Annotated in this window: 20 protein-coding genes; 12 read left to right on the top strand and 8 right to left on the bottom strand. The window is 58.2% G+C overall.

Annotated features, from left to right (window positions below):
- Positions 1–43 precede the first annotated feature (43 nt).
- The 3 genes from N5W20_RS01115 to N5W20_RS01105 are packed head-to-tail and all read left to right on the top strand — an operon-like array spanning position 44 to position 2417.
- The gene (locus N5W20_RS01115) at positions 44–844 is read left to right on the top strand and encodes a 3'(2'),5'-bisphosphate nucleotidase CysQ family protein (protein WP_319807105.1); all 801 of its coding nucleotides are present in this window, start codon (positions 44–46) and stop codon (positions 842–844) included.
- Positions 845–894: 50 nt separating this feature from the next.
- Positions 895–1863: an L-threonylcarbamoyladenylate synthase gene (locus N5W20_RS01110; RefSeq protein ID WP_408869424.1), complete on the top strand. Its 969-nt coding sequence runs from the start codon at positions 895–897 to the stop codon at positions 1861–1863.
- Positions 1860–2417, top strand: a complete 558-nt coding sequence (locus N5W20_RS01105; protein ID WP_319807103.1) for a COMM domain-containing protein — start codon at positions 1860–1862, stop codon at positions 2415–2417. Before N5W20_RS01110 ends, N5W20_RS01105 begins: the two co-directional genes overlap by 4 nt.
- A gap of 11 nt (positions 2418–2428) precedes the next feature.
- Here the strand turns inward: N5W20_RS01105 and N5W20_RS01100 are convergent, their stop codons facing one another.
- Complete coding sequence (locus N5W20_RS01100; RefSeq protein ID WP_319807102.1) at positions 2429–2938, bottom strand: hypothetical protein; 510 nt, start codon at positions 2936–2938, stop codon at positions 2429–2431.
- Positions 2939–3124: 186 nt separating this feature from the next.
- Here N5W20_RS01100 and N5W20_RS01095 point away from each other — a divergent pair, with 186 nt between their 5' ends.
- On the top strand, positions 3125–5899 hold the full coding sequence (locus N5W20_RS01095; protein ID WP_319807101.1) for a M16 family metallopeptidase: 2775 nt from the start codon (positions 3125–3127) through the stop codon (positions 5897–5899).
- Here N5W20_RS01095 and msrB read toward each other — a convergent pair.
- On the bottom strand, positions 5877–6266 hold the full coding sequence (gene msrB, locus N5W20_RS01090; RefSeq protein ID WP_319807100.1) for a peptide-methionine (R)-S-oxide reductase MsrB: 390 nt from the start codon (positions 6264–6266) through the stop codon (positions 5877–5879). The genes N5W20_RS01095 and msrB overlap by 23 nt on opposite strands.
- A gap of 166 nt (positions 6267–6432) precedes the next feature.
- Here msrB and gpmI point away from each other — a divergent pair, with 166 nt between their 5' ends.
- The 3 genes from gpmI to N5W20_RS01075 all read left to right on the top strand — a co-directional run bounded on the left by gpmI (position 6433) and on the right by N5W20_RS01075 (position 10263).
- Complete coding sequence (gpmI, locus tag N5W20_RS01085) at positions 6433–7971, top strand: 2,3-bisphosphoglycerate-independent phosphoglycerate mutase (RefSeq protein ID WP_319807099.1); 1539 nt, start codon at positions 6433–6435, stop codon at positions 7969–7971.
- Between the two features lie 198 nt (positions 7972–8169).
- Positions 8170–9684 (top strand): S41 family peptidase, encoded by a 1515-nt coding sequence (locus N5W20_RS01080; RefSeq protein ID WP_319807098.1) that lies wholly within the window; start codon positions 8170–8172, stop codon positions 9682–9684.
- A gap of 99 nt (positions 9685–9783) precedes the next feature.
- Positions 9784–10263 (top strand): RNA pyrophosphohydrolase, encoded by a 480-nt coding sequence (locus N5W20_RS01075; RefSeq protein ID WP_319807097.1) that lies wholly within the window; start codon positions 9784–9786, stop codon positions 10261–10263.
- A gap of 15 nt (positions 10264–10278) precedes the next feature.
- Here N5W20_RS01075 and N5W20_RS01070 read toward each other — a convergent pair whose 3' ends face one another.
- The 3 genes from N5W20_RS01070 to N5W20_RS01060 are packed head-to-tail and all read right to left on the bottom strand — an operon-like array spanning position 10279 to position 13900.
- Positions 10279–12063, bottom strand: coding sequence for an ABC transporter ATP-binding protein (locus tag N5W20_RS01070; RefSeq protein WP_408869423.1), 1785 nt, complete (start codon positions 12061–12063; stop codon positions 10279–10281).
- A gap of 22 nt (positions 12064–12085) precedes the next feature.
- Positions 12086–13288: a CCA tRNA nucleotidyltransferase gene (locus N5W20_RS01065; RefSeq protein ID WP_319807096.1), complete on the bottom strand. Its 1203-nt coding sequence runs from the start codon at positions 13286–13288 to the stop codon at positions 12086–12088.
- Positions 13289–13297: 9 nt separating this feature from the next.
- A complete protein-coding gene (locus tag N5W20_RS01060; RefSeq protein ID WP_319807095.1) occupies positions 13298–13900 on the bottom strand; it encodes a DUF1285 domain-containing protein in 603 nt (200 codons plus the stop codon).
- 80 nt (positions 13901–13980) lie between these two features.
- Here N5W20_RS01060 and N5W20_RS01055 point away from each other — a divergent pair, with 80 nt between their 5' ends.
- From N5W20_RS01055 to N5W20_RS01035, 5 genes are all read left to right on the top strand, one after another.
- Positions 13981–14991: an AAA family ATPase gene (locus N5W20_RS01055; protein WP_319807094.1), complete on the top strand. Its 1011-nt coding sequence runs from the start codon at positions 13981–13983 to the stop codon at positions 14989–14991.
- Positions 14963–15919: a DUF58 domain-containing protein gene (locus N5W20_RS01050; protein ID WP_319807093.1), complete on the top strand. Its 957-nt coding sequence runs from the start codon at positions 14963–14965 to the stop codon at positions 15917–15919. The genes N5W20_RS01055 and N5W20_RS01050 overlap by 29 nt, the downstream gene beginning before the upstream one ends.
- Positions 15916–18597, top strand: a complete 2682-nt coding sequence (locus N5W20_RS01045; protein ID WP_319807092.1) for a DUF4159 domain-containing protein — start codon at positions 15916–15918, stop codon at positions 18595–18597. The genes N5W20_RS01050 and N5W20_RS01045 overlap by 4 nt, the downstream gene beginning before the upstream one ends.
- Positions 18594–20651 carry a glutamine amidotransferase gene (locus tag N5W20_RS01040; RefSeq protein ID WP_319807091.1) on the top strand — a complete coding sequence of 686 codons (2058 nt, stop codon included), beginning with the start codon at positions 18594–18596 and terminating at the stop codon, positions 20649–20651. Before N5W20_RS01045 ends, N5W20_RS01040 begins: the two co-directional genes overlap by 4 nt.
- Before the next feature lie 83 nt (positions 20652–20734).
- Positions 20735–21358: an ankyrin repeat domain-containing protein gene (locus N5W20_RS01035; protein ID WP_319807090.1), complete on the top strand. Its 624-nt coding sequence runs from the start codon at positions 20735–20737 to the stop codon at positions 21356–21358.
- A 37-nt stretch (positions 21359–21395) separates the two neighbouring features.
- Here the strand turns inward: N5W20_RS01035 and N5W20_RS01030 are convergent, their stop codons facing one another.
- The 3 genes from N5W20_RS01030 to N5W20_RS01020 form a co-directional block, all read right to left on the bottom strand.
- Positions 21396–22433, bottom strand: coding sequence for a site-specific DNA-methyltransferase (locus N5W20_RS01030; RefSeq protein WP_319807793.1), 1038 nt, complete (start codon positions 22431–22433; stop codon positions 21396–21398).
- A 127-nt stretch (positions 22434–22560) separates the two neighbouring features.
- On the bottom strand, positions 22561–23193 hold the full coding sequence (locus N5W20_RS01025; protein WP_319807089.1) for a ribonuclease HII: 633 nt from the start codon (positions 23191–23193) through the stop codon (positions 22561–22563).
- Positions 23194–23457: 264 nt separating this feature from the next.
- On the bottom strand, positions 23458–23751 hold the full coding sequence (locus N5W20_RS01020) for a CsbD family protein (RefSeq protein ID WP_319807088.1): 294 nt from the start codon (positions 23749–23751) through the stop codon (positions 23458–23460).
- Between the last annotated feature and the right edge of the window lie 38 nt (positions 23752–23789).

The raw sequence follows: 23789 nt of genomic DNA, 5'->3' as shown, positions 1-23789 counted from the left end.
ATGGCCCCGAAGATTATTTTTTCCTCAAAAAAGTGTTGATGACGTGCTGACACCCTGCCCCCAGAATAACGCGATTCTCAAGTCAGTGATCGAGATTTCCGCTGAAGCGGCGCTGGATATTATCCAATGTCGTCAGGACGGTTTTACTGTGCATAAAAAGCAGGATCGTTCAACCGTCACAACTGTTGACCGCCGCATTGAGCATTTTATCATTGAAAAGCTGCGCCATGTCACGCCCGATATACCCGTTATTGCGGAGGAAAGCGTTTCGGAGGGCCGCGCACCATTATATGACGATACTTATTGGCTGGTCGACCCGATTGACGGCACGGATGAATTCGCCGCCGGGGGCGATGACTTCGCGATCCATGTCGGGCTGGTGCATCTTGGGCAGCCCGTTATCGGGGTGGTCACCCTGCCGGGGCACCAAACACAATATTACGCAGAGCGCGGACACGGCGCGTGGCGGAAAGATGCTGACGGCGTAACACGCATCACCTGCGCCGCGCCGGCGCCGGAACGCCTGCGCGTCGTGACATCATGGCGCTGCATGAACCTCCCGCATTTCATCGCATGGCAAAAAAATTACGAGATCGACTCCATCGTCCCGGCGGGGTCATCCATCAAATTCATGCAGGTTGCGGAAGGCACAGCGGATATTTACCCGCGCTTCACCCCATCCATGGAATGGGACACCGCAGCCCCTCAGGCCATCATTGAGGAAGCGGGCGGCTCCATTCGCGATTTATCTGGCGAAACATTGCGTTATGGCAAGGCGGGGTGGCTCAATTCGAGTTTCATCTGCTGTAGTGATCACGTGCTCGATCGGGTCATCTGGGCGTGATAACGCGGCTATTGCACGCGAAAACGGCCTCTATTGCTGAAGCCGCGCAGATGCTGCGTAACGGCCGCCTCGTGGCATTCGGGACGGAGACGGTTTACGGGCTGGGTGGTATCGCCACTTCCGCCGAAACCGTCGCCCGAATTTTCGCGGCAAAGAACCGACCCGTCTTCAACCCGTTGATTTCTCACTTCCCCACGATTGAAGCGGCCTTACATGAAGTCATTGCAACGCCGATCTCCCAACGCCTCGCTGAAGCTTTCTGGCCGGGACCTTTGACGCTGATCCTCCCGCGCCACGCAGAGAGCCAAATCTGTGACCTGGCCTGCGCGGGTCTCGCCTCGGTGGCGGTCCGGGTTCCGGCGCATCCCGTCGCGCGTGTGCTTTTGCGGGCGGTCGGGCTGCCGGTTGCCGCCCCGTCCGCCAACCCGTCCGGCCGGATCAGCCCCACAAATGCCGCGCATGTCGTCGCCGGGCTGGAGGGACGTATTGACGCTGTCCTTGATACGGGCGACTGCCCCGTCGGGCTTGAAAGCACCGTACTGGACCTGACCGGCGCGCACCCCGTTATTTTGCGCCCTGGCGCGATCACGATCGAGGCGCTCGAGCACGTTATCGGTCCCTTCGCGCAAAAAGAGACGACCCCTTCCCCCGGCAGCAATGACGCGGCTCTTCGCAGCCCGGGCATGATGTCGTCGCATTACGCACCGACATTGCCCCTGCGACTCAATGCCCGGAATTGTCACGAAAATGAGGCGCTTCTGGCTTTCGGCACGCCCCTCTCCCACGCGCCTCTCATTTGGAATTTAAGCGCATCGGGCGACCTGGTGGAAGCCGCCGCGCGCCTCTATGCCGGGCTGCACTTTCTTGATAAAGCTGGCTGCGCGCAGGGCCTGAAGGGCATTGCGGTGATGAATATGCCGGGTCACGGGCTGGGGCAGGCCATCATGGACCGCCTGCAACGCGCCGCCGCCCCCCGGATGACGCACCCTGATGAAACGGCATTTGAGGGCGGGGGATGAGCAATATCGACACGCGGGAAATCAAAATTCTCTCCGATATCCTCGCCTTGGTTCTGGAGGAAGAAGAGGGCCAATCCCATGCCGCCCTTTCCGCGCTGAAAGCACGTGCCCGAAAAAACGGCACCACAGGGGGTGCTCTGAAAAATCTTTTCGCCACGATCATTATTGACCCACCTAAACCCACCCGACGCCGCACCACTGCCGGTCACAAAGCGGATCTTGACGAGGAAAACGCCAGTCTGCGTCGACATGTGCAGGTTCTGACCTCCAATCTGCAGACGATGGATGTGCGCCTGCGCAGCGCTGAGGCGCAATCTTTCGCCCTTCAGCGTGAGATGTTTCAGGTCCGGCAATCTCATGCTGAAATCGGCGCGCTTCTGGAAGTCGAGACGCAGGGGCGATCCCGCTCCATGATGATGGTTTACATTGCTCTCTTCGCGGGCATTGTGCTGGGCGTCGCGGCGGCGCAACTCTACCACGCTTTCAGCTTCGCGCCGGTGATTGACAGGGCATCCTACCTCAATGAGCCCTTCAGTAATGCAAGGCCGTCATAAGGCCGCGTTTTTCAACGCGTGGGACGCAGCAGGACGACTTTCTCACTGATTTTGACCTGGGGCGGGTTCTGCAGGCAGGAAATGAAGTAAAGCCCGACAGAAAATGCGACATCTGACAGGACGATGAAGCACCATGCGAGATCGGAAATCTGACCCGGCCCGGCGCCGCGCCAAAGCGAGAAAAGCGCAAATGCGATGGAGAGCGGCCGCAAACCCTGTAACATGATGCGCAATGGGTTGGCATGTCCCGGACGGACAAGCACGCGCATGCGCATGATCCCGACAAACAGCGCCAGCCCCACCGCCCATGAAAGGACGTCAAAAAAAGCGGACGCCAATCCCAACCCGTTCACCACCATGATCAGAATGACCGACGTCGCGTAAAATAGCAGCGCGCCAAGCTGGAAGCTCATTCCGACTTCAAATGGTGGCCATTTTTCCGGCAGGCGATCAGCGATCGGCTGGAAAACACGATCCAGAATCCAGAGATCCATCTGATTGACCCGAGAGACGAACGACATAACGGCACCTTGCTGACTCGACAGGCTTTGACCATACCATCTTGTCGACATTAACTAAACCGAGCGACCCTGATGTAACGTCCTGGCACTGTTCCGTTTTCAGATTCATAAATAGCGTGAACGTCAAATAGACATTTTCCGCCGCTGTGATAACGTCGCGTCATACTTGAAGGGCCAGCACCTCCCATGATGAATTTTTTCAGACTCATCCCTTGCATTTTCCTGCTGGCATTTACCTTTGACGGGGTCTTCAGCACGCAGGCTCTGGCAGTTGGGCGTTTCGTGCCGGGTATGAAGGCTGGTGCGCAGGATAATGTGTTGCGGCGCACTCTGCCGAACGGCCTGACGGTCGTCATCGTGCCCAATCATTTTGCCCCTGTCGTCCGCACGCAGATGATCTACCGCGTCGGGTCGGCCATGACATCGGATGATTTCCCCGGCACTGCCCATGCGCTTGAACATATGATGTTCAATGGCACATCTGAAGTCAGTCGCAGCCAGCTCTCCGCCATCAGCGCGCATCTCGGAAATATCAATAATGCTTCCACGACGGACGACATCACGCAATATTATTTCGAGGCACCGGCTGAAAATCTGAATCTCCTGCTGCGGATCGAAGCGGATCGCATGCAGCATCTTTCTCTCACGAAATCTGACTGGCAGCGTGAGCGTGGCGCGATTGAACAGGAAGTCTCCCTTAATCTTTCCAAACCGATCGCGCGTTATCTCGTCAAGCAGAACGCCTATCTCTTTGCGGGCACGCCCTATGCGCATGATGCGCTGGGCACTCGGGACTCATTCGACAAAACCGACACGGCGCGCCTGCGTCATTTTTACGAGACATGGTATCAGCCCAATAACGCCATCCTCCTGATCGTCGGGGATGTTGAGCCGAAAAAGGCGTTCCGACAGGTCGCGGCGCAATTTGGCAAAATACCGTCGCACCCCCTCCCCGCGCGGCCGACCTTCCATCAGCATGATGTGGCGGCCCGAACCATCCGGATGCAGAGTGACTACGCCTCAGGCATGTTCATCATGTCCTTCCCCGCGCCGGGCGCGGCCGATGCCGCTTACCCTGTGATGGAGGTGCTTGCGGATACGCTCAACAGTGAGAGGGGCGACCTCGCTGCCCTGCGCGCATCGGGCGAGGCGCTTTATGTGGCAGCCTCATATGCACCTCGGCTTAAAGGCGGCGTCCTGATGGTTTACGCGGCCTTTCCCCAGGGTAAGGACTTGCAGCCCCTCCTGAAAAAAGTGCGCCATATCCTTGAGGATGTCCGCCTGCACGGCGTCGCCCCCTCCCTCGTTGCCGCGGCGAAGCGCAAATCATTGATGGATGCCGCCGCCTCCGCCAACAGCATTGGCGGCCTGGCATCGAACTGGGCAGACGCCCTCGCGATCGACCCGAAAGCCTCGCCCCAGACATTGGTGGACGCGACAGCACGCGTAACGGGTGCGGACGTCGATGCGCTTGCACGAGACGTGCTGAAGCCGGAAAGGGCCCTGACCGGGATCATCCTGCCCAGTCAACATAGTGACGCGCCGGAACCTGCCGGTAAAGTGGCGGAGCAGTTTCTTCCCACCCCCCAGAAAGGCACCTCTCTGCCGGACTGGGCCAGTGACGCGCTTTCACGCTTGAAGCTGCCCAAGCCGCTGCCTCAACCGGAGGTGTTCCATCTGGATAATGGCCTGACGCTGATGGTGAAGTCTGAACCTGAAAGCAGGACAATCCAGCTTACTGGTGGCGTGAAAAATATCCCCGCCATACAGGACCCTCCCGGTAAGGAAGGTTTGATCAATCTCACAGATCAGCTTTTCCTCTATGGCAGTCCGACGCATGATCGCGTCAAATTCGCTGAAGCGCTTGACGATCTTGGCGCGGATGCGGATACGGGGCTGGTATTTTCCGTCATGGCACTGACCGATAAATTCGATGCTGCCTTTCACCTCATGGCTGAGGTTGAGCGGCATCCCGCTTTCCCGATCAAAGACTTTCAAATCGTGAAGCAGCAGACAAACGCGTCGCTTCCGGGCGTGATCTCGACGCCGGATTACCGGCTGAATACTGAGATTTTAAAGAAACTCAACCCGCCGAAAGACGCCGCTCTTCGTGAGGCGACACCCGCTTCCGTGCGCGCGATCACGCATGAGGATGTGGTCGAAACCTATCGTAAAGTGTTTCGCCCCGACCGCACCACGATCGTCATTATCGGTAACATCACCTCGAAACACGCTCTCGATCTCGTCAAATCAGCTTTCGGGAACTGGAAGAACCCGGAGTCACAAGTGGCGCTGGATTACCCGCCCCGACCGGAGAACAAGCCGGGCGAGATTTACGTCGCCGACCCCGGGAGAACGCAAAGCGACGTGACGCTGGTCGAGACGATCGACCAGGGCATCCACAACCCGGACCGTCACGCGCTTGAATTCGGGAATGAGGTGCTGGGTGGTGGCTTCAATGCGCGACTCCTGCAGAAATTGCGCGTTGAGACCGGCCTCGTTTACGCCGTCAGCAGCGATTTTGTTTGGGCGCGGAATCGGGGGGCGTTTACGATCTCATATGGTGCGGACCCGGATAAAGTCGATAAAGCGCGTGAACTGGCCGCGAAGGAACTTAACCAACTCTGCGATGCGCCCATTTCGGCAGATACATTGCGGACGGTCAAAGCCTCCATGCTGCGCGCGATCCCGATGAGCCGCGCCAGTTTCAGCAGCCTCGTCAATATTTATTTCAGCCTGCACATCAGTGGGTTGTCATTGAACGAGCAGGACGAGGAGGCGCAGGCTATTTTTGATATGACGCCGCAAAATATCCAACACGCCTTCTGCGCGCATACATCATCGTCACGGCTTGTCACCGCCGTGCTCGGCCCGGAACAAAACGCTGCCGCGTCTGTCTCCGAAGCAAAGAAACTTCACCCCGACGTGAAAGGCGGATCTACGGTTTCTCAACGAAATTGAGGGCCGCACCATTGACGCAATAGCGCAGTCCGGTCGGTTGCGGACCGTCCGGGAAGACATGCCCCAAATGCCCCTGACATTTGGCGCAGTGGATTTCCGTCCGCTCCATGGCGTGGCGGTGGTCCACCGTCGTGCCGGCAGCGCCTTCCCTGGCGTCCCAGAATGACGGCCAGCCGGACCCGCTTTCATATTTCGTATCAGAAGAAAAAAGCGAGGCCCCACATTTGGCGCACCGATAATCACCCCGGCGCTTCTCATAAAGGAGCGGGCTGGACCCTGGCGGTTCCGTGCCATGATTTTCGATGATATGGCGCTGTGCCGCCGTTAAATGGGGTTTTTCATCGCGTTGGCCGTCATGCGTGCTCACGTGACTTTCTCCTGACTGAAAATACCGGTATCTGATTGACCGGCATATAGAGAGATCTTGGCGCTTGTTCTGGCGCTTCAAGGGCTTACATAAATTTTGAGAACGCATAAACTTCGCATTTACGTCAGATTGCGGCATGATGCTGACGGAGAACAGGAGATATTTAATGGTTGCTGACGTTTTCCCGCGGCCGCGCCCGGTCATGCTCGTTATCCTGGATGGGTTCGGCTATCGTGAGGCGTATGAAAATAACGCTGTGCGCCAGGCGCGGACGCCGCATTTTGATGCATTGATGCAGACAAGCCCGCACGCCTTCCTGCGCACCAGCGGTGAGGATGTCGGTCTCCCTGAGGGGCAAATGGGCAATTCGGAAGTCGGCCATCTGACGATCGGTGCCGGACGCGTCGTCATGCAGGACCTGCCGCGCATCTCGCGTGCGGTGAAAGACGGGTCGCTGAAAGATAATGCGACGCTTCAGGACCTCATTAAAAAACTCAAAAAGTCCGGTGGGACCTGTCACCTTATGGGCCTCGTCTCGCCCGGCGGCGTGCACGCGCATCACCATCACATCGCCGCCCTCGCCCGCATCGTCTCGGAGGAAGGGGTCGATGTCGCCCTGCACCTCTTTACCGATGGTCGGGACACGCCCCCGCGTTCCGGAGAGGGGTTCATGGCGGAGATGGTTGATCTTCTGCCGGATGAGGTGCGGATTGCGACGGTCAGCGGCAGATATTACGCGATGGATCGCGATAAGAGATGGGACCGCGTCAAGCTTGCCTATGATGCTTTGGCTTTCGGTCAGGGCGTGAAGGCGGAGCGCGCGGAGGATGTGCTGCCCTCATCCTACCAGAATGACGTAAATGATGAATTCGTGCTGCCCCATGTGATTGGCGGCTATCAAGGCATGAAGGATGGGGACGCGCTGCTCGCGGCGAATTTCCGCGCTGATCGCATCCGTCAGATCCTTAATGCATTTTTACAGCCCCATTTTGATGGTTTTGATCGCGGGCCGCGCATCACCTTTGTCGCGGCCGCCGGAATGACACCTTATGGGGATGAGCTTGCCCCGCTCATGACAACGCTTTTCCCGAAGGAAAATCTCTCAGACCTCCTCGGTGAAGTCGTTTCATCGGCCGGTTTGAAACAATTGCGCATGGCGGAAACGGAGAAATATCCGCACGTCACTTATTTTCTGAATGGTGGCAAGGAGGGCGAATTGGAGGGCGAGGCGCGCATCCTGATCCCCTCCCCGAAAGTCGCGACATATGACCTCCAGCCCGAAATGTCCGCCGCTGAATTGACGGATCGCGCCGTTGAGGCGATTGAGAGCGCGCAGTTCGATCTGATCGTGCTGAATTTCGCCAACCCGGATATGGTGGGGCATTCCGGCATTCTTTCCGCCGCCATTAAAGCCTGTGAGGCGGTGGATGAAAATCTCGGCCGCATCGATCAGGCATTGGAGAAAGCCGGGGGCGCTCTGCTTGTGACAGCGGATCATGGCAATTGTGAGACCATGAAAAATGATGAAACCGGTGGGGCCCATACGTCTCATACGCTCAACCATGTTCCGGTTATTCTCAAAGCTCCGGGTGTGACGAAGATCACCGATGGGCGGTTGGCCGATGTCGCCCCGACGCTTCTCGCGCTCCTCAAACTCAAGCAGCCTCTGGCGATGACGGGAACATCGCTGATTGCGCAGCCGTGACCCTGAAAGCCGGGACGCCTCTGGTGCCCGGCAGGGTGAAGCCGCTTGGGCCAAAAGAGATTTGACCCTCATGGCGCAGAATGTTTTAAATCAAAGTCACCTGTCAGCGCATCGCATGGCGTCAGGTGAAACTGTCCCATCATGGCGGCCTCACCGCCTGGTGACCGGACAGACGTTATTTGTTGTAAGGATTTCGGGATGAAGCTCCGCACAGGTCTGATATTAGGATCAAGCTTTTTAGCAGGTTTGGGCGTTGCGTCATTCATCGGCCTCGGTGACCCGTCCCGTTATCAATTTCTGATCGGCGCAAGCGCGCTCGCGCGTGACGCCTCCCAGAAAAGCGACTCTCCGGAAGAAACACTCAAACTCCTGAATCTTTTCGGCTCCGTTCTTGACCTCGTTAAAAATGACTATGTTGAGCTAGTGACGGATAAGAAACTGATTGAGAATGCCCTTGATGGCCTGGTCGGCAATCTTGACCCGCACAGCTCTTTCATGACCGAGAAACAATATAAGGAGATGATGACCCAGATCAGCGGCAAGTTCGGGGGGCTGGGGACGAAGGTCATTTACGAGAACGGACATGTCCGCGTCGTTTCGCCAATTGAGGGCACACCAGCCTTCCGCGCCGGGATGAAGCCGGGCGATTACATCACAGAGGTCGATGGCAAATCCCTCAATGGGGTGTCACTTGACCAGGCCGTCATGAAAATGCGCGGTGATCCGGGCACGAAAGTGACATTGACGATCATCCGCCCAAAAGCACCGAAACCGATCAAACTGACTCTGACGCGTGAAATCATCCATATTCAGGTCGTGCGTTCTGCGGTTTACGGGCCAGTCGCCTATCTCCGTATCTCAGAATTTGACGATAATACGGATGCTGAATTGCGCAAGGCATGGAGCGCGATTTCGAAGCAGCATAAAAAGGACATTAAAGCCGTCATCATCGACCTTCGTCTGAACCCGGGTGGTAAGCTGGATCAGGCTGTCGCGGTCAGTGGCGATTTTATCAATACGGGTGAGATCGTCTCGACACGGGGCCGTCACCCGGCGGATAATCATCGCTGGGATGCTTCAGGCAAGGACATGACGCATGGATTGCCAATTGTCGTCCTGATTGACGGCGGCTCTGCCTCTGCGAGTGAAATCGTGGCCGGTGCCTTGCAGGATCATCGTCGCGCCGTGCTGGTTGGCCAGAAGTCCTTCGGGAAAGGCTCGGTGCAATCACTCTTTCCACTGCCGGATGGCGGCGCTGTGCGGTTGACAACGGCGCGTTATTACACGCCTTCCGGGCGGTCAATCCAGGCGAAAGGTATTTTGCCGGATATCAGCGTCAAGCAGAGTGAGGATGATGACGGCTATGGTTATCATGAGGCTGATCTGAATCACGTTCTGAGCAATTCCGGCGGTGTCAGCAAGGAAGTTTCCAAACGCGCCGACCTCCCCGCCATAACGAAATCCATCCCGGACCAGCCGCCCAAAGACTGGCCCGCTTTCAAGCTTGAGAAACCGGCAACCGATTTCCAGCTTCAGGAGGGGGTGCGTGTCGCGCGGGCTCTGGCGGGGTTGGCCGATGACGCCTATCCCCTCTCGAACCCCATCCCTTCGGCAGCACAGAAAAAATCCGGCGAGGTTAAAAGCCAAGCTTTACCCCGTAAAAGCGATCATGATGGAGAAGGAAAATCCGCCCCCCTCAGTGAAGCGAAATGACTTTCGCGGCGAGTCACGTCTCCGGCATTCTGCTCCGAGCCGTCATGCCGGTGGATGGTGAAACAAGGAAGGACGCAGGGTTGAGGGAGGGTGACTGACGTGACGCAAAAATTTGACCTTCCTTATCGGCCCAATGTCGGGATCGCCCTCTTCAACCAGACGGGTCAGATCTTCCTCGGGCGGCGCGCCGATATGCGGCGCGAGATCTGGCAGTGCCCTCAAGGCGGTATTGACGCGGATGAGTCGGTCCGAGATGCTGCCATGCGTGAGCTTAGTGAGGAGATCGGCACGCGCGCAGCGGTCATTGTCGGGGAACATCCGGATTGGCTGTCCTATGATCTGCCATCCCATCTTATCGGCGTCGCATTGGGCGGCGCTTTTCGTGGACAGACACAGAAATGGGTCGCGATGCGCTTTACAGGGCAGGATCACGACATCCGCCTCGACCGCCATCTCCCTGTGGAATTCAAGGATTGGCGGTGGGTCGATCTCGCCGAGGTGTTTTCTTACGAGCTGGGCTTCAAGCGGTCTCTTTACCGTAAGATCCTGCCCATGCTCGCGCGCATGGCGCAGAGCTGAACTTACTGGAAAGCATCAGGCTTCGGTTAGCACACCGAGGGACTGATTTTCAACGAAACGCGCATAAAGCCCGCCCCGGGCCAGCAACTCCTGGTGCGTGCCGGATTCCACAGCCTGGCCATCGGCGAGGATGATAATCAGGTCAGCGCTCTGGATCGTCGCCAGACGGTGTGCCACGACGATTGTCGTGCGTCCTTGACGCAACTTCGCCAATGTCTCCTGCACTTTGGCCTCATTTTCCGCATCCAGCGCGCTCGTTGCTTCATCAAGAAGCAGAAGTCGCGGGTCACGCAATAAAGCCCGCGCCAAAGCAACGCGTTGCCGCTGCCCGCCGGAAAGCCGCCCCCCGCCCGGCCCGACAAGCGTATGGAGGCCACGCGGCAATTCATGCGCAAAATCGACGGCAGCCGCTTCCGCGGCCGCGACAACCTCCGCCTCCGTCGCGTCGGGCCGACCGACATGGATATTTTCAGCGACGGAAAGATCGAACAACGTCGTATCCTGGCTGACATAGGCGATGGCGCTGCGCAGCATTTTCAAATCGAGGTCGCGCAGGTCAACGCCATCAAGCGTTATGCCGCCGGAAGTGACATCATGCAAACGGGGGATCAGGCTCAACGCCGTTGATTTGCCCGCGCCGGAAGGCCCTACCAGCGCCACAGTCTGGCCCGGCGCGGCACGGAAACTCAGGTCACGCAGCCCTACGCGCCCATCCGGATAGGAGAACTGAACGTGGCTGAAAATCAGATCGCCCCGCCCTTCCGGTAAATTCCGTGCGTCTGGGCTTTGGGTGACAGCGGGCGGCTCATCAATGACGGCGAAAACACGTTCAACACCGCCCAGCCCCTCCTGAAGCGCCGCATTAAGGGAGCCGAGAGCGCGGAGCGGGCGGGACGCTGCAAAGAGCGCCGCGATAAAGGCGGTGAAACCCCCGAAATCGGACCCGCCCATCGTGGAGCGCCATCCTGCAAAACCCAGCACAAGAGCAATCGCGGTGCCCCCGAGAACTTCAAGCACCGGGTCAACACGCGCACGCCCGCGTGTTATCTTCATGAAAGCAATGTGCAGGAGTTCAAGCGAGTGGTCGATGCGCCGGGTCTCGACAGGTTCCAGCCCGTAGACACGCACCTGTCGGGCGAGGGCAAAACTTTCATTGAGGATGGAAGCGGTTTTGCCGATCTGCTCCTGCATCGTGCCGGACGCACGCCGCACGCGGCGGCCAAGCTTCTGAATTGGCACGGCGGCGGCGGGGTAAAGAAGCAGGGCGATCAGGCTGAGTTCCCAATCCGTGTAGATCATGGAAAGGGCGAGGCCGATCACAGTCACGACATCACCCAACGCATTGACCGCCCGCACCATGGCATCCCGGATCGAGACCGCGTCGGTGGTGAAGCGACTGGCCCATTGCGCAGGCGCTTCACGTTCAATCCGCGCAATATCCGCCGACAAAGCATGCCCGAACATTCTGAATTGAAGATTGCGGATCACGAGAAGAACCAGCGCCTGAACGCTTAGTGACTGCCCATATTGGCACAGGGCCTTCAACCCGGTCAGCATCACCACCAGCGCCGGCACCTGATACAGGATGCGCGGGTCACGCGCCGTAAACATATCGACCGCCCGCTTGATGACGAGCGGGTAAAGCGCTGTCAGCCCTGCCGTCAATAATGTCAGGATGATGACGGCCGTCACACGCCATTTATAATGACGGATCTCATCACGCCAAATGCGCCAGAGGAGTGCCCTTCCCCGAGCGCCCTGGGGGTCAATTTTAGTCGGCGGCGTGCGCGGCGCCATCATCGGCTTTGTCATGGCGTCTCGTTTACGTCGGCGAGGAATTGCGGGAGAAGCCCCGAAGCGTCAATGCGTATGACAGACATGCTGACAACCCGTCAACGCATCCGCGTGCACGCCACCAATCTTCCGTCGCTTTCAGCACGGTGCCAAGCGACCTGCCGGGGGACATGCCTTGATCCAGCAAGTCTCGGCCCTGAAGGGGAAATGTCGGTGTTTCCATCGCATTGAGACGCGTGCGGAATTTCTGCCAGCTCTCAGAGGACGTGCCGCTACGGTCAGCCGCCTGATCCATCCAGCTCCGCAAGGTCAGGCGATCCGGCGGTGCTTCCGAGAGTGCGCGACGCAAGGCCGCGTCATCTGCAGCGGGGTCAAGCAGTGGCTGGGTGGCCGTGAGAAAATCGATGAGATCTGTATCCTCACGCGATAAGCGAAGACGCTTTACCTCCTCCCGCGGTGGATAAAGCGCAGCCAGGCGGAGACGCGGCTCAGCAGGCGCACCAAGCGAGAGTAGATGGCTGAAAAAACGCAGGTTGGGATGAGACACAATATGTGGCAGCACCCCCACTTCCTGCATCAGGCTGAGCACGAGGGGCGCGCGGTCAAGCACGACAATGCGCATGATTTCAGCCGCGATGCGCTCCCCGGAAAGCCGCGCGATCAGTGCATGAAGATCGCGGATGGCGGTAAGCGCCGCCTGATCCGGCTTCGCCACGTCAAACCGTGCCAGAAAGCGAAAAAATCGCAGTATGCGTAACGCATCTTCCCGGATCCGCGTCTCCGCATCTCCGACAAAGCGAAGTTGCCGGGCGGCAAGGTCGGCCTGGCCATTGAAATAATCATGCACCTGCCCCGCACGGTCGCAGGACATGGCGTTGATTGTGAAATCACGTCGCGCCGCGTCTTCCCGCCAATCATCCGTCCAGGCGACAACAGCATGGCGACCATCCGTGGTAACATCACGCCGCAATGTGGTGATTTCGAAAGCGCGCCCATCAATGACAGATGTCACAGTGCCGTGGCGCAACCCGGTTGCGTAAACCTTGAAGCCCGCCGCCTCAAGGATCTGCATCACAACCTCCGGCGATTGGGGGGTGGCGAGGTCAACATCATGGACAGGCAGGTTCAGTAAAAGATCCCGCACGCACCCCCCGACAAGGCGCGCCTGCGGCAGGTGCTGCCAGAGCTTTTTCAGCGCTGTGTCGTGAGAGACAAACTGTCCCAGAGACATTGAGAACCTTTAGTCAAGGTGGGGTGCAAGGGGAAAGAAGCAATTATCGCTCCAGACACCCATACATTTTTCGCAACCAACCTGACCGGGGACGGCAAGTGCTGCAAGTTCAAAATAAACCGCCCGCGTCAGCCGCGCAAGGATCGGGAAGTCCCCGTCACCGGCGCGGACCTGCACGTAAGGCACAGGCGCGGCATCCGGCGTGACGATCTGACGCCATTGCGTCATGAGAGGATGCATCGCGTTGACGGAAATGATTTCATCAATATTTGTGCGGAGGGAAAGCGTCTGATGGCGGCCGCAACTTCCCTCGAAATTAAGTTCAACCGCCGTAAAAGGTGCGTCCTCAACCTGTATCACCCCTTCTTCCCGCGGGGTTTTGAGCCAGAAATGTCCCTCCTTGTCGCGTCGCAACATTGATGCGAACATGCAGACCATTTCTTTACGCTTGATGGGAGAGCCCTGATACAGCCATGTGCCCTGACGCTTTATCAGAAAAGGAAGCACACGGCGCGCCGTCTTGCTTGGCGCGGTCGGCGCTTCTGCCACGACGTCCGACAGGACGTCTGCCCCATTTTCAGTTGTGCTGCCATCCGACATCTGCGTCTCCAAACCTTTTATCCTCCTCCATCCCGCTTATGTGGTAACGGAAGTCTCGCGATAAAACCCCCTCAGCGATAAGAGTGATAACTATGACCGATCACAGCGTCGAAACACAATCCGGGAAAGGTGATGCCCTTCTCGCGCAGGCCGATCGGTTGGTGGCGCGCCTCTCTGACGCGCGGGATGCGATCGGGCGCATTATCTTCGGCCAGGAAACGGTGGTTGAGCATCTGCTTACGTCCGTCCTGTCAGGGGGACATGCGCTTTTACTTGGCGCGCCGGGGCTGGGGAAGACATTGCTGGTTTCTACCGCCGCGCACGTTCTGGGGCTTGATACGAAGCGCATCCAGTTTACGCCCGACCTCATGCCGTCCGATATTACCGGCAGCGAGATATTGGATGAGACGAAATCCGGACAACGTGGCTTTCGCTTCATTCCCGGGCCGATCTTCACCCAGATGCTCCTCGCAGACGAAATCAACCGCGCCAGCCCCCGCACGCAATCCGCGCTGCTTCAGGCGATGCAGGAATATCGTGTGACGCAATCCGGGGAGGAGCACGCCCTGCCCCGACCTTTTCACGTTCTTGCCACGCAGAACCCGCTGGATATGGAAGGTACTTATCCCCTCCCGGAAGCGCAGCTTGACCGCTTCATGCTGTGCATCAAGCTGACATATCCCCATGCTGATGCGGAAAAACGCATGCTTGTCGCCACGACGGGCATCAAAAAAGCGGAAATCGCACCGCTCTTCTCTGCCGAGACCCTCCTCGACGCGCAACATCTTATCCGCAGCCTGCCGGTGGGAGAGAAAATCACGGATGCGATCATCCATCTGGTGCGTGACCTGAGGCCGGAAACCTCCCATTTGCCTGACGCGCAACATCTCGCTTACGGCCCCGGGCCGCGTGCGGCCCAGTCATTGATGCTCGCCTGTCGCGCGCGTGCCCTCCTGACAGGACGCCTCTCCCCCAATATTGCCGATATTGAAGCCCTGGCGCAGGTGACGTTGACCCACCGCATGGGGCTCAAATTCACCGCGGAATCGGCAGGAATTACCATTGACGCCGTCATTGCCAGCGCTGTCCGACGACTTGCCTGACGTGTGGGATTTCTCCAGAATTTCGTCATTTTTCGCTGGTGGCCGCAAGGCGGAAGCGCATTTATCAGCGCCGCCCGACAGGGCTGCGGATTTGCCGGCCCTTCTTCTGCAGGCGCAGAATGTGGTCAGCCGCCTTGAGTCCGGCACGCATCGTCGCAGGCGCGCGGGGATGGGGCAGGATTTCTGGCAATTCCGACTGGCGCAACCGCATGAGCCGTCGCGTCATATAGACTGGCGTCAGTCCGCCCGCTCCCGACAATTATGGGTACGGCAGAAGGAAGCTGAAACCCAGCGAAGCCTCGCTTTGTGGTGCGATGTCAGCGCCTCCATGCAATGGCGCTTCAGGGCGCGTCTCCCGATCAAACGTGACGTGGCATTTATCGCCGCCCTTGCATTAGGTGGCGCGGCTTTGAAGGGCGGTGAAAATGTCGCCCTCATCGCACATGGCGTGAAAGCGCACAATTTCCGCACGGCACGCGCCCTCACCGCCCTTGGCGAGAGATTGGTTGCCCACCAGCAGGCGCAGATACCCGAGGCGGGTGATGTGCCGCCTTCCTCCGAGATGGTGTTGATCAGCGATTTCCTCTGGTCGGTTGACCAGATTGAAGAAGCGCTTGCAGGACTGAGCCCCCTGGCGCGGCATCTCCATTTGATCTGTGTGCTTGACCCCGCCGAAATCTCATTACCTATTCGTGGTTTCACAGCCCTTACCGACAGCTCAAGCGCAGTGCGCCATCGTATGTCCATTGATGATGACGTCGCCCGAATTTATGAGAAAGCCCTGCACCAGCATCTGGATGCGTTGCGCGATTTCGTCGTGCAGCGCGGCGGAAGCTTTACGTTGATGCCGACAAATGATGATGTCGCGTCAATATTGCGGCCACTCCACGCCAGATTATCAGCGCGGACGCATGGAGAGGCGCGATGACATTTTTACATCCGCTTCTGCTTCTGGCCCTGCTGGTTTTGCCAGTCGCTTTCTGGGTAACGCGGATGACGCCGCCACCCGCGAAACAATATATTTTCCCGCCGCTGAAAATCCTGCAATCCATCCAGATCCGGCGTTCGACGCCAGCGCGTGCGTCGATCTGGCTTTTTATTCTGCGGTCCGCTGCTCTTACGTTGATCATTCTCGGCCTCGCCCACCCCATCTGGTCACCGAAAGCGGTCCAGGACGGGTGGCGAAATGACGATCTCACCCTCATCATCGATAATGGCTGGGCGGCCTATCCCAATCGGTCGCTGATCCGGGAAACGATTTTGCGCCTGGGGAAGGACAGCTTCGCGCACGGCCATGCCATGACGTTGATCGCCACCGCGCGTCAGGATGATGGCAGCTTTACCGGCCCGATGGTCTCACATGATCTCAGCCTTCTGCGCGCGCATCTCCAACGCGTCCGGCCCCGCCCCTGGCGGACGGAACGCGCCCAGGCGCTCAAGGATGTCGCGCTGAGCGGTCGCAAATTATTATTACTTTCGGACGGTGTCGCGACGGATGAAGACGCATCCTTCCGCACGCAACTCCAGGCTGCATCGCGGCGCTTCACCATGACGCTTCCCGATCGCGACATTTTGACGTTGATCAAAGTCAGTGAGGGTAATAATCCCGCACGCTTCATGATCTCACGCCTTGGGACAGCGCCGACGGAATTTGACATTGTGGCTGAGACATCGGGCCATCTCACTTTGCGGCGCGATCATATCGCCCTCGCCGCAGGCCAGAAAAGCGTTGAATGGCAAAGCAACCTCCCGGCGCCCGTACAGCGGAAGATGGCGCGCGTGTCGCTTCACCTTTCTGACGGGCATCAGGCTGGCCCCGCCAGTATCTTTCTGATGAATGACTCGCGCCAGCGTCACCCTGTGGGGTTGCTTCTGGCACCGATACCGGGCGATGATATCAACACGCCCGCTTTCTATCTGCGTCATGCTTTGTCTCAGATTTCAGACATGCGGCAGGGGCGGTTGGATAATCTCCTTGCGCAGAAATTATCCGTCATCATCTGGCCATCCCAGACGGCCTTGCGCCCGGAGGGACAGCGCCGCCTGAAGGATTTCGTGACGCATGGGGGGTGGCTGGTCCGGTTCGTCAGCACGGCAGACGCTGCAATGGGGGAAAATCAGGACGGATCGCCCGAAAACACGCTCCTGCCCGTGCGCCTTGTCGGAAATCTGCGGGATCTCGACAGTGTCATGTCATGGGAAAAACCACAGACACTCGCCGCTTTTCCACTCTCTTCACCTTTTGCCGGGCTTGCCCCGCCGGGTGATCTCGTCATTCGTAAGACGGTCATCGCCCAGCCGGACCCGGAATTGCCCGGCAGGATATGGGCCCGATTGACGGACGGCACACCTCTCGTCACCGCCAGCAAACTTGGACGCGGCGAAATTGTGCTCTTCCATGCGGATAGCGGCCCGGAATGGGGCAATCTGCCCCTGACCGGTCTCTTCCCCGATATGTTGGATCGCATCGTGCGGCGCTCAACAGGCGTAATGGCTGAATCCATGGCAGATAAATTGCCGCCTCTTCAGCTTATGGGTGATGCCGGAGATTTGCGTGAACCTACGGATGTCGTCAAACCTCTCACAGCGTCAAATCTTGCCGCAACGCAGCCAGGCCCGACCCACCCACCGGGCATGTATGGTCCTCAAGGCGCAGCGCACGCTTATAATCTTGGCCCTTTCGTGACGCCTCTGCAGCGTCAAACAGTAACTGGGAACGTGATATTGGCGGAAAAATTGACGCCGTCACATGATGCAAGCGCGGCGCTTGTTCTGATCGGTATGCTCTGCCTGCTCGCTGACATCGTTTTACGCGCGCGGCATCTGGGCCTGCTGGTTTTCGTGGTGGTTATTTTTATCGGTTTCTCTCCTCTCCCCATCCCATCCTCGGCGCAGGCCGCTTCAGTTGCGGAGGCGGCGCGCGCCACGCGCCTCGCTTATATACTGACCGGGCAGGAAACGCTGGACGCCGTGTCACGCCAGGGTATGAAGGGGATTTCCGATTACGCATCTGACCGGACATCCGCCAAACTGGCGACGCCGGATGGCGTGCGGCCGGGGCAGGATGACCTCGCGCCCTATCCCCTCCTTTACTGGCCTATCGACGCGCAAACAAAATTTGAGGCTAAACGCAATGCTGCGCTTGACGACTTCATCGCCCACGGGGGCATGCTTCTGATCGACACAATTGATGCGGGAGAAGAGGATGATGACGCTTCAGCAGCGCAGCGCCACCTTGCTGAGGTCACGCGCGGCATTCACCTTCCCGCTTTGGCGAAATTGGATGCGCGGCATATTCTTGCCCATTGTTTCTACATCCTGCGCAGCTTTCCCGGGCGTTTTGCGGGGAAGGCCGTCTGGGTGGCGCGGAATGCGGACCCGAATAATGACAGTGTCAGCCCGGTCATTATCGGGCAGGCAGACTGGGCGCGGGCCTGGGCGGTGGATGATCAGGGCAATCACCCTTACGCCGTCATACCCGGTCAGGATCGCCAGCGCACCCTTGCGGAACGTTTCGGCGTCAACATCATCATCTACGCCCTGACCGGCAATTATAAGCAGGATCAGATGAAAGTCCCCGCTCTGCTCAAGCGGCTTCAGCCATGACGACACTTTCTTTCTCGCCGCTCCTTCCATGGCTCGTCGTGGTGCCGTTTCTGCTGATCTGCCTTGGGTTTTCCGCCTATGCTGTGTTTCGTCGCATGCAGGGTGCGATACCGCGCTCGTTGGCCTTCCTGATCGCCGGAATCTGGCTTCTCAATCCCGTTTCTCACCGGATCGCCTATAAGCCGGGTGCATCAGATGTATATGTCGTGCTTGATGAATCGCCCTCCATGCAGATGGCGCATCGCCAGGCGGAAGCGCGCGCGGCCCTTGAGAAAATAAGGATCGCGACAGGGCAGGAAAGCGGCCTCAACCTCAAAATCATTCATGCGACCGATTCAGGATCGGAAGGCACAACGCTTTTCACCGACCTGCAAAATGCGGTGACCGACCCACGACGTTTTGCCGGGGCTATTTTTATCACGGATGGCATGGTGCATGACGCGCCAGCCAGATTGCCGAAAATTTTCGCCACCGATACGGGGCGCGGTCCGCGGCCTCTTGATGTGATCCTGACCGGAAAAAACGAGGAGATGGACCGGCAGATTAAGGTTCTGGAAGCACCCACATACGGCATCGTCGGCAAAGACGCATCGATTGTCATCAAAGTCATCGATCATGGGAGCGCGGAGGGTCATAAGGCGCAGGTGAGTTTGCAGGCGGGCCGCGCCGCGCCGCAGCATATCACCATTGAAACAGGGCGCGCTGAAACGCTTAAAGTGCCGGTGAAAGCTGCTGGAGACATGCCGGTCGTCATCCAGGTTTCGCCCTTGCCGGGTGAGGTGACCACCGCAAATAATCTCGAGACGCTCCATATTAACGGCATCCGGGAGCGACTCAAAGTGCTTCTCGTCTCCGGCGCGCCCAATCCGGGGGAGCGTGTGTGGCGGCGCCTCCTAAGGTCCGACCCGGCAGTTGATCTTGTGCATTTCACGATCCTGCGTGCGCCGGAGCAGGATGATGGCACTTCAACAGATGAGATGGCGCTGGTCGTCTTCCCCACGCAGGCGCTTTTCGAGAAGAAGATCGACCAGTTTGATCTCATTATCCTCGATGGCTTCAAAACCATGGGCCTGTTGCCGGACGCCTATATGGAAAATATCGCGCGCTTCGTGCAGGGCGGCGGCGGGCTGTTATTGCTCACGGGACCGGAATTCCTCGAAGATGGCTCCCTGAAAGATACCCCGCTTGCGCAGATCCTGCCAGCAACGGCGGAGGCTCAAGGCGTCATGGACCGCAAATTTGTCCCGCAACTGACGCCGCTGGGTCAACGCCACCCTGTCGTTAATGGCTTGCCCCCGCATTGGGGTCCCTGGTATCGCGCATTGAAGGTCGCGCCCGCCTCCGTCAAGGGCGATGTTATCATGAAAGGACCGGATGAGAACCCCCTTCTCGTCCTTGGCCAGGCGGGAGACGGCCGTGTCGCCATGCTGTTCTCCGACCAGATCTGGCTCTGGTCCCGCGGGGAGGAGGGTGGCGGCCCGCAGGCGCAGCTCCTGCGCCGACTGGCACATTGGTTGATGAAGGAGCCAGCCCTCGAAGCGGAACAGCTTTCAGGCCGAATTTCCGGGGATCGGCTCGACATTACCCGTCACAGTCTGCAACCCCGAATGGACGGACCTGTTGAGGTGACGCGGCCCGACAAAAGTCATTTCATGCTGCCTCTCCACCTCAATGGTAAAGGCGTATTCACAAACCATGCTGTAATCCATCCAAGCCCCGGTATCTGGCGCCTCAAACAGGGTGACTTCGAATCATTTATTCTTCCAGAACACACGGAAACGCTTGAAGGGCAGGATCTGCGCGCGACGTCATCGCGGCTTGACCCTTTGGTGCAACGATCATCCGGGCATATTGTCTGGTCAGACAGGTTTGACGCTGCGACAAGGCTTTCACTTCGCCCCGGCCATCACTTGCGTCACGTCTGGGCCTTCCCGCCCGGGCGCGAAATTGACCCGTCCCGCATGAAAACCCGTCAGATCCTGCCAGCCTGGTTAAGCGCGCTCTCCATCATTTTATGTATCTTCTTCGCCTGGTGGCGGGAACGAAAAATCTGAACGGCATGTTTATAAGCTGTGCGCCACGCATTAAGTTGGTGATGGGTATCGATTTATATCCGCTTCAAGGCTAAGAGAGTAGAATGTCTGCCAATCGACCTGCATTTCCGTTGAGCCCCCTGCCGCGCTTGTTGCTCATCGCCATATTGGGACTTAGCGCCTGGGTAACATTGCCCGCCACCTCTGTCTTCGGGCAGACGGCGGATGAAGCGGAGGCAGAGCAGGAAGCGGCGGAAGCCCAGAAAGCGGCGGAAGCCCGTCGCGCCGCCAAAGCGGCGGCCCCGCCCTCCGCCCTACCCGGCGCGGACACGCAGGAGCAGGATGCCGGTCACGCGAATCGCGACCTTAACCCGACCGACGCTTTATATGACGCGGTGAATCGTGGCAGCCTCAATGCCGCGAAAGAAGCGCTGGGACGCGGCGCCAATATCTATGCGCGCAATATCCTCGACCAGACGCCGCTTGACCTGGCAATCGACCTCAACCGCAAGGATATTATCTTCCTGCTTCTATCGATGCGCGGCTCCGACTCAACGGGTCGGCTCGCGAATTTCGATGATGATGTTACCGACGCAAATGCCGCCAAAGGCCACCGCCTTTCCATCAAGGCTGAGATGCGGCAGAAGACCAAGCCGGTGCATCAATATGACATGTCGGGCGGCCAGGCAGCGCCGGAAATCGGCTTCCTGGGTTTCGGGTCAAAATAGCAAGGCGGCCCCGTGATGAGGCCGCTTCATATCGGCGTCAGCCGGCATTCCGCAATTTGGTCTGTGATGATTCCGTGCGTAAGATATCCAGCGGAAGCAACTCGCCATTGCGCTCAAAATACCAGAACGTCCAGCCATTACAGGAAGGCGCGCCCGTCAATTGCGCCCCCATTTTATGGATAGAGCCGCGCTGGCCACCACTGACGAGACTGCCATCCGGACTGACGACCGCACGCAGACGCCGCTGCCGGTCAAATAATTCGGTCCCGGCCGGCAGCATTCCCTGCTCAACAAAAGTCCCGAACGGAATACGTGGCATTTCCCGCTTCGCAGGCGTGACGGCAGCATGTTCCTCCGAAAGAGGTTGCTCAGCCTCAACGCGAAGGCGGGAGGCCTCGACGTAATCGGGGTGACGCTCAATCCCGACAAAATGCCGCCCCAGACGTTTGGCGACAGCGGCGGTCGTACCCGTCCCGGAAAATGGGTCCAGCACCACATCGCCGGAGCGCGTTGAGGCAATCAGGACGCGATGCAGCAGGCTTTCCGGCTTCTGGGTGGGGTGAAGCTTCAGGCCATGTACGTTTTTGACGCGCTCATTGCCCGTGCAGAGCGGCAGATACCAGTCACTGCGCATCTGCACATCGTCATTCAGGGTCTTCATGGCCTGATAATTGAAACAATATTTGCTGTCCGGCCCGCGCGCAGCCCAGATCATGGTCTCATGCGCATTGGTGAACCGCCTGCCACGGAAATTCGGCATCGGGTTGGCTTTACGCCACACAATGTCATTGAGAATCCAGAAGCCCAGCTCCTGCATGATTGCGCCGAGACGAAAGACATTATGATAGGACCCGATGGCCCAGATCGTGCCATCATGCGTCAAAAGGCGTCGGGCTTCGGCAAGCCAGTCCCGCGTGAAACGGTCATAGGCGCTGTAATCCGTAAATTTGTCCCAGTCATCATCCACGCCATCGACAACGGTTTCATCCGGTCGACGCAGTTCCCCACGTAACTGAAGATTGTAAGGCGGGTCCGCGAAGATACAGTCGATGCTGGAAGAAGGCAGGCTCCGCATCGTCGACACGCATTCACCACAAAGAATCTGGTCGATCGGGAGGTCCTGATGAGTCACACGTAATATCCCCTTGAATCAGAGCGTGGAGCATTAATGGGATGAAGGCGACATAACATAGCCGGATATGTCACGCGCCGAGACGTTCAGCTTGCGCCAGCATGGCGCTGACCGGCGCAAAGCCTCGCCGATGATGGCGACACACGCCGACAGATTTTAGAGCCTGTAGATGGGTTGCTGTACCGTAACCGGCATTTCTTTCCCAACCGTAAGCGTCATAACGGCGGGCGAGCTTCTCCATCAGCTGGTCACGCGTTACTTTGGCGATGATGGACGCCGCAGCGATGGATAAACTTGATTGGTCACCTTTTATGATCATCCTGACCTCACAAGGCAGGTCGACCCTTGCTTTGCCATCCACCAAGGCGACATGCGGTAAAAAGGGGAGGCGTTTCAAGGCGCGGCGCATGGCGAGGTGGCTGGCCTTGCCGACATTAAGGGTTTCAATCTCATGAACGGACGCGGCACCGACCCCGAAATGACACACACCCCCCGTAAGGGCCTGAAAAGCATGGAGGCGACGCATCGGCGATAATTTTTTGGAATCATCAATCATCGATTGCAAAGATAAGGGCAAGTCATGGGGAAAGATGACGCATGCTGCAACGACAGGCCCCGCGATCGGGCCGCGCCCGACCTCATCCAGCCCCGCAACAAAGCGTTCAGGGGCACCGTTTTCATATTCATATCTGAAATCCGGCATTACGCGGTCGCTGACCTCTCCCCTTCCACACCCACTTCGAATCGGGTTTGAATCAGATGGCGCACAAAAAGTAAAGCGCCGTTTTGTCCCGCACCTGTCGGCACCGCTGATCACCATGAGATCCCTGCGGAACGATGATTGACAGGAATATGAGGCACCCCGCCCCTTCCCGGCGCCCGCCCCCCAAAATGTGCGGCGGATAACCGGGTGAAGAGGAGGCGTCATCACGGCTTCACGTTTGCGAAAGCGCCGTGTCGGAAAAGCTTATTTCGCCTTGCAGCAGCTTTTCATCAACATGCCGACGAATAACCCGATGAGCATGGCCCCAATGATGGAGACAACCGGACGGTCCTGCACAAACACTGTCGCGCGCTCAAGAATTGTTTCCGCCTCATCGTAAAGATCAGCGAATTCCTGCTGCGCCATGCCGGACATCTGGTCAATTTTACCGCTGGCCTGCGTTTTGGCATCGCCGGTCAGGCCGCCAACGGCGTCCTTCACGCGGCCTTTCGCCTCATTCATCATGCCTTCTGCCTTGTCCTCGATATTCTTTGTCATAAAAGCCTCCTTTAAGGATGGACCAGCATAAGCGACAA

It is taken from the genome of Candidatus Kirkpatrickella diaphorinae, assembly GCF_025736875.1.
GTDB classification, from domain to species: domain Bacteria; phylum Pseudomonadota; class Alphaproteobacteria; order Acetobacterales; family Acetobacteraceae; genus Sorlinia; species Sorlinia diaphorinae.
Note: the sequence above shows the minus strand (reverse complement) of the source record. Positions and strands in the feature narration are given on the sequence as shown.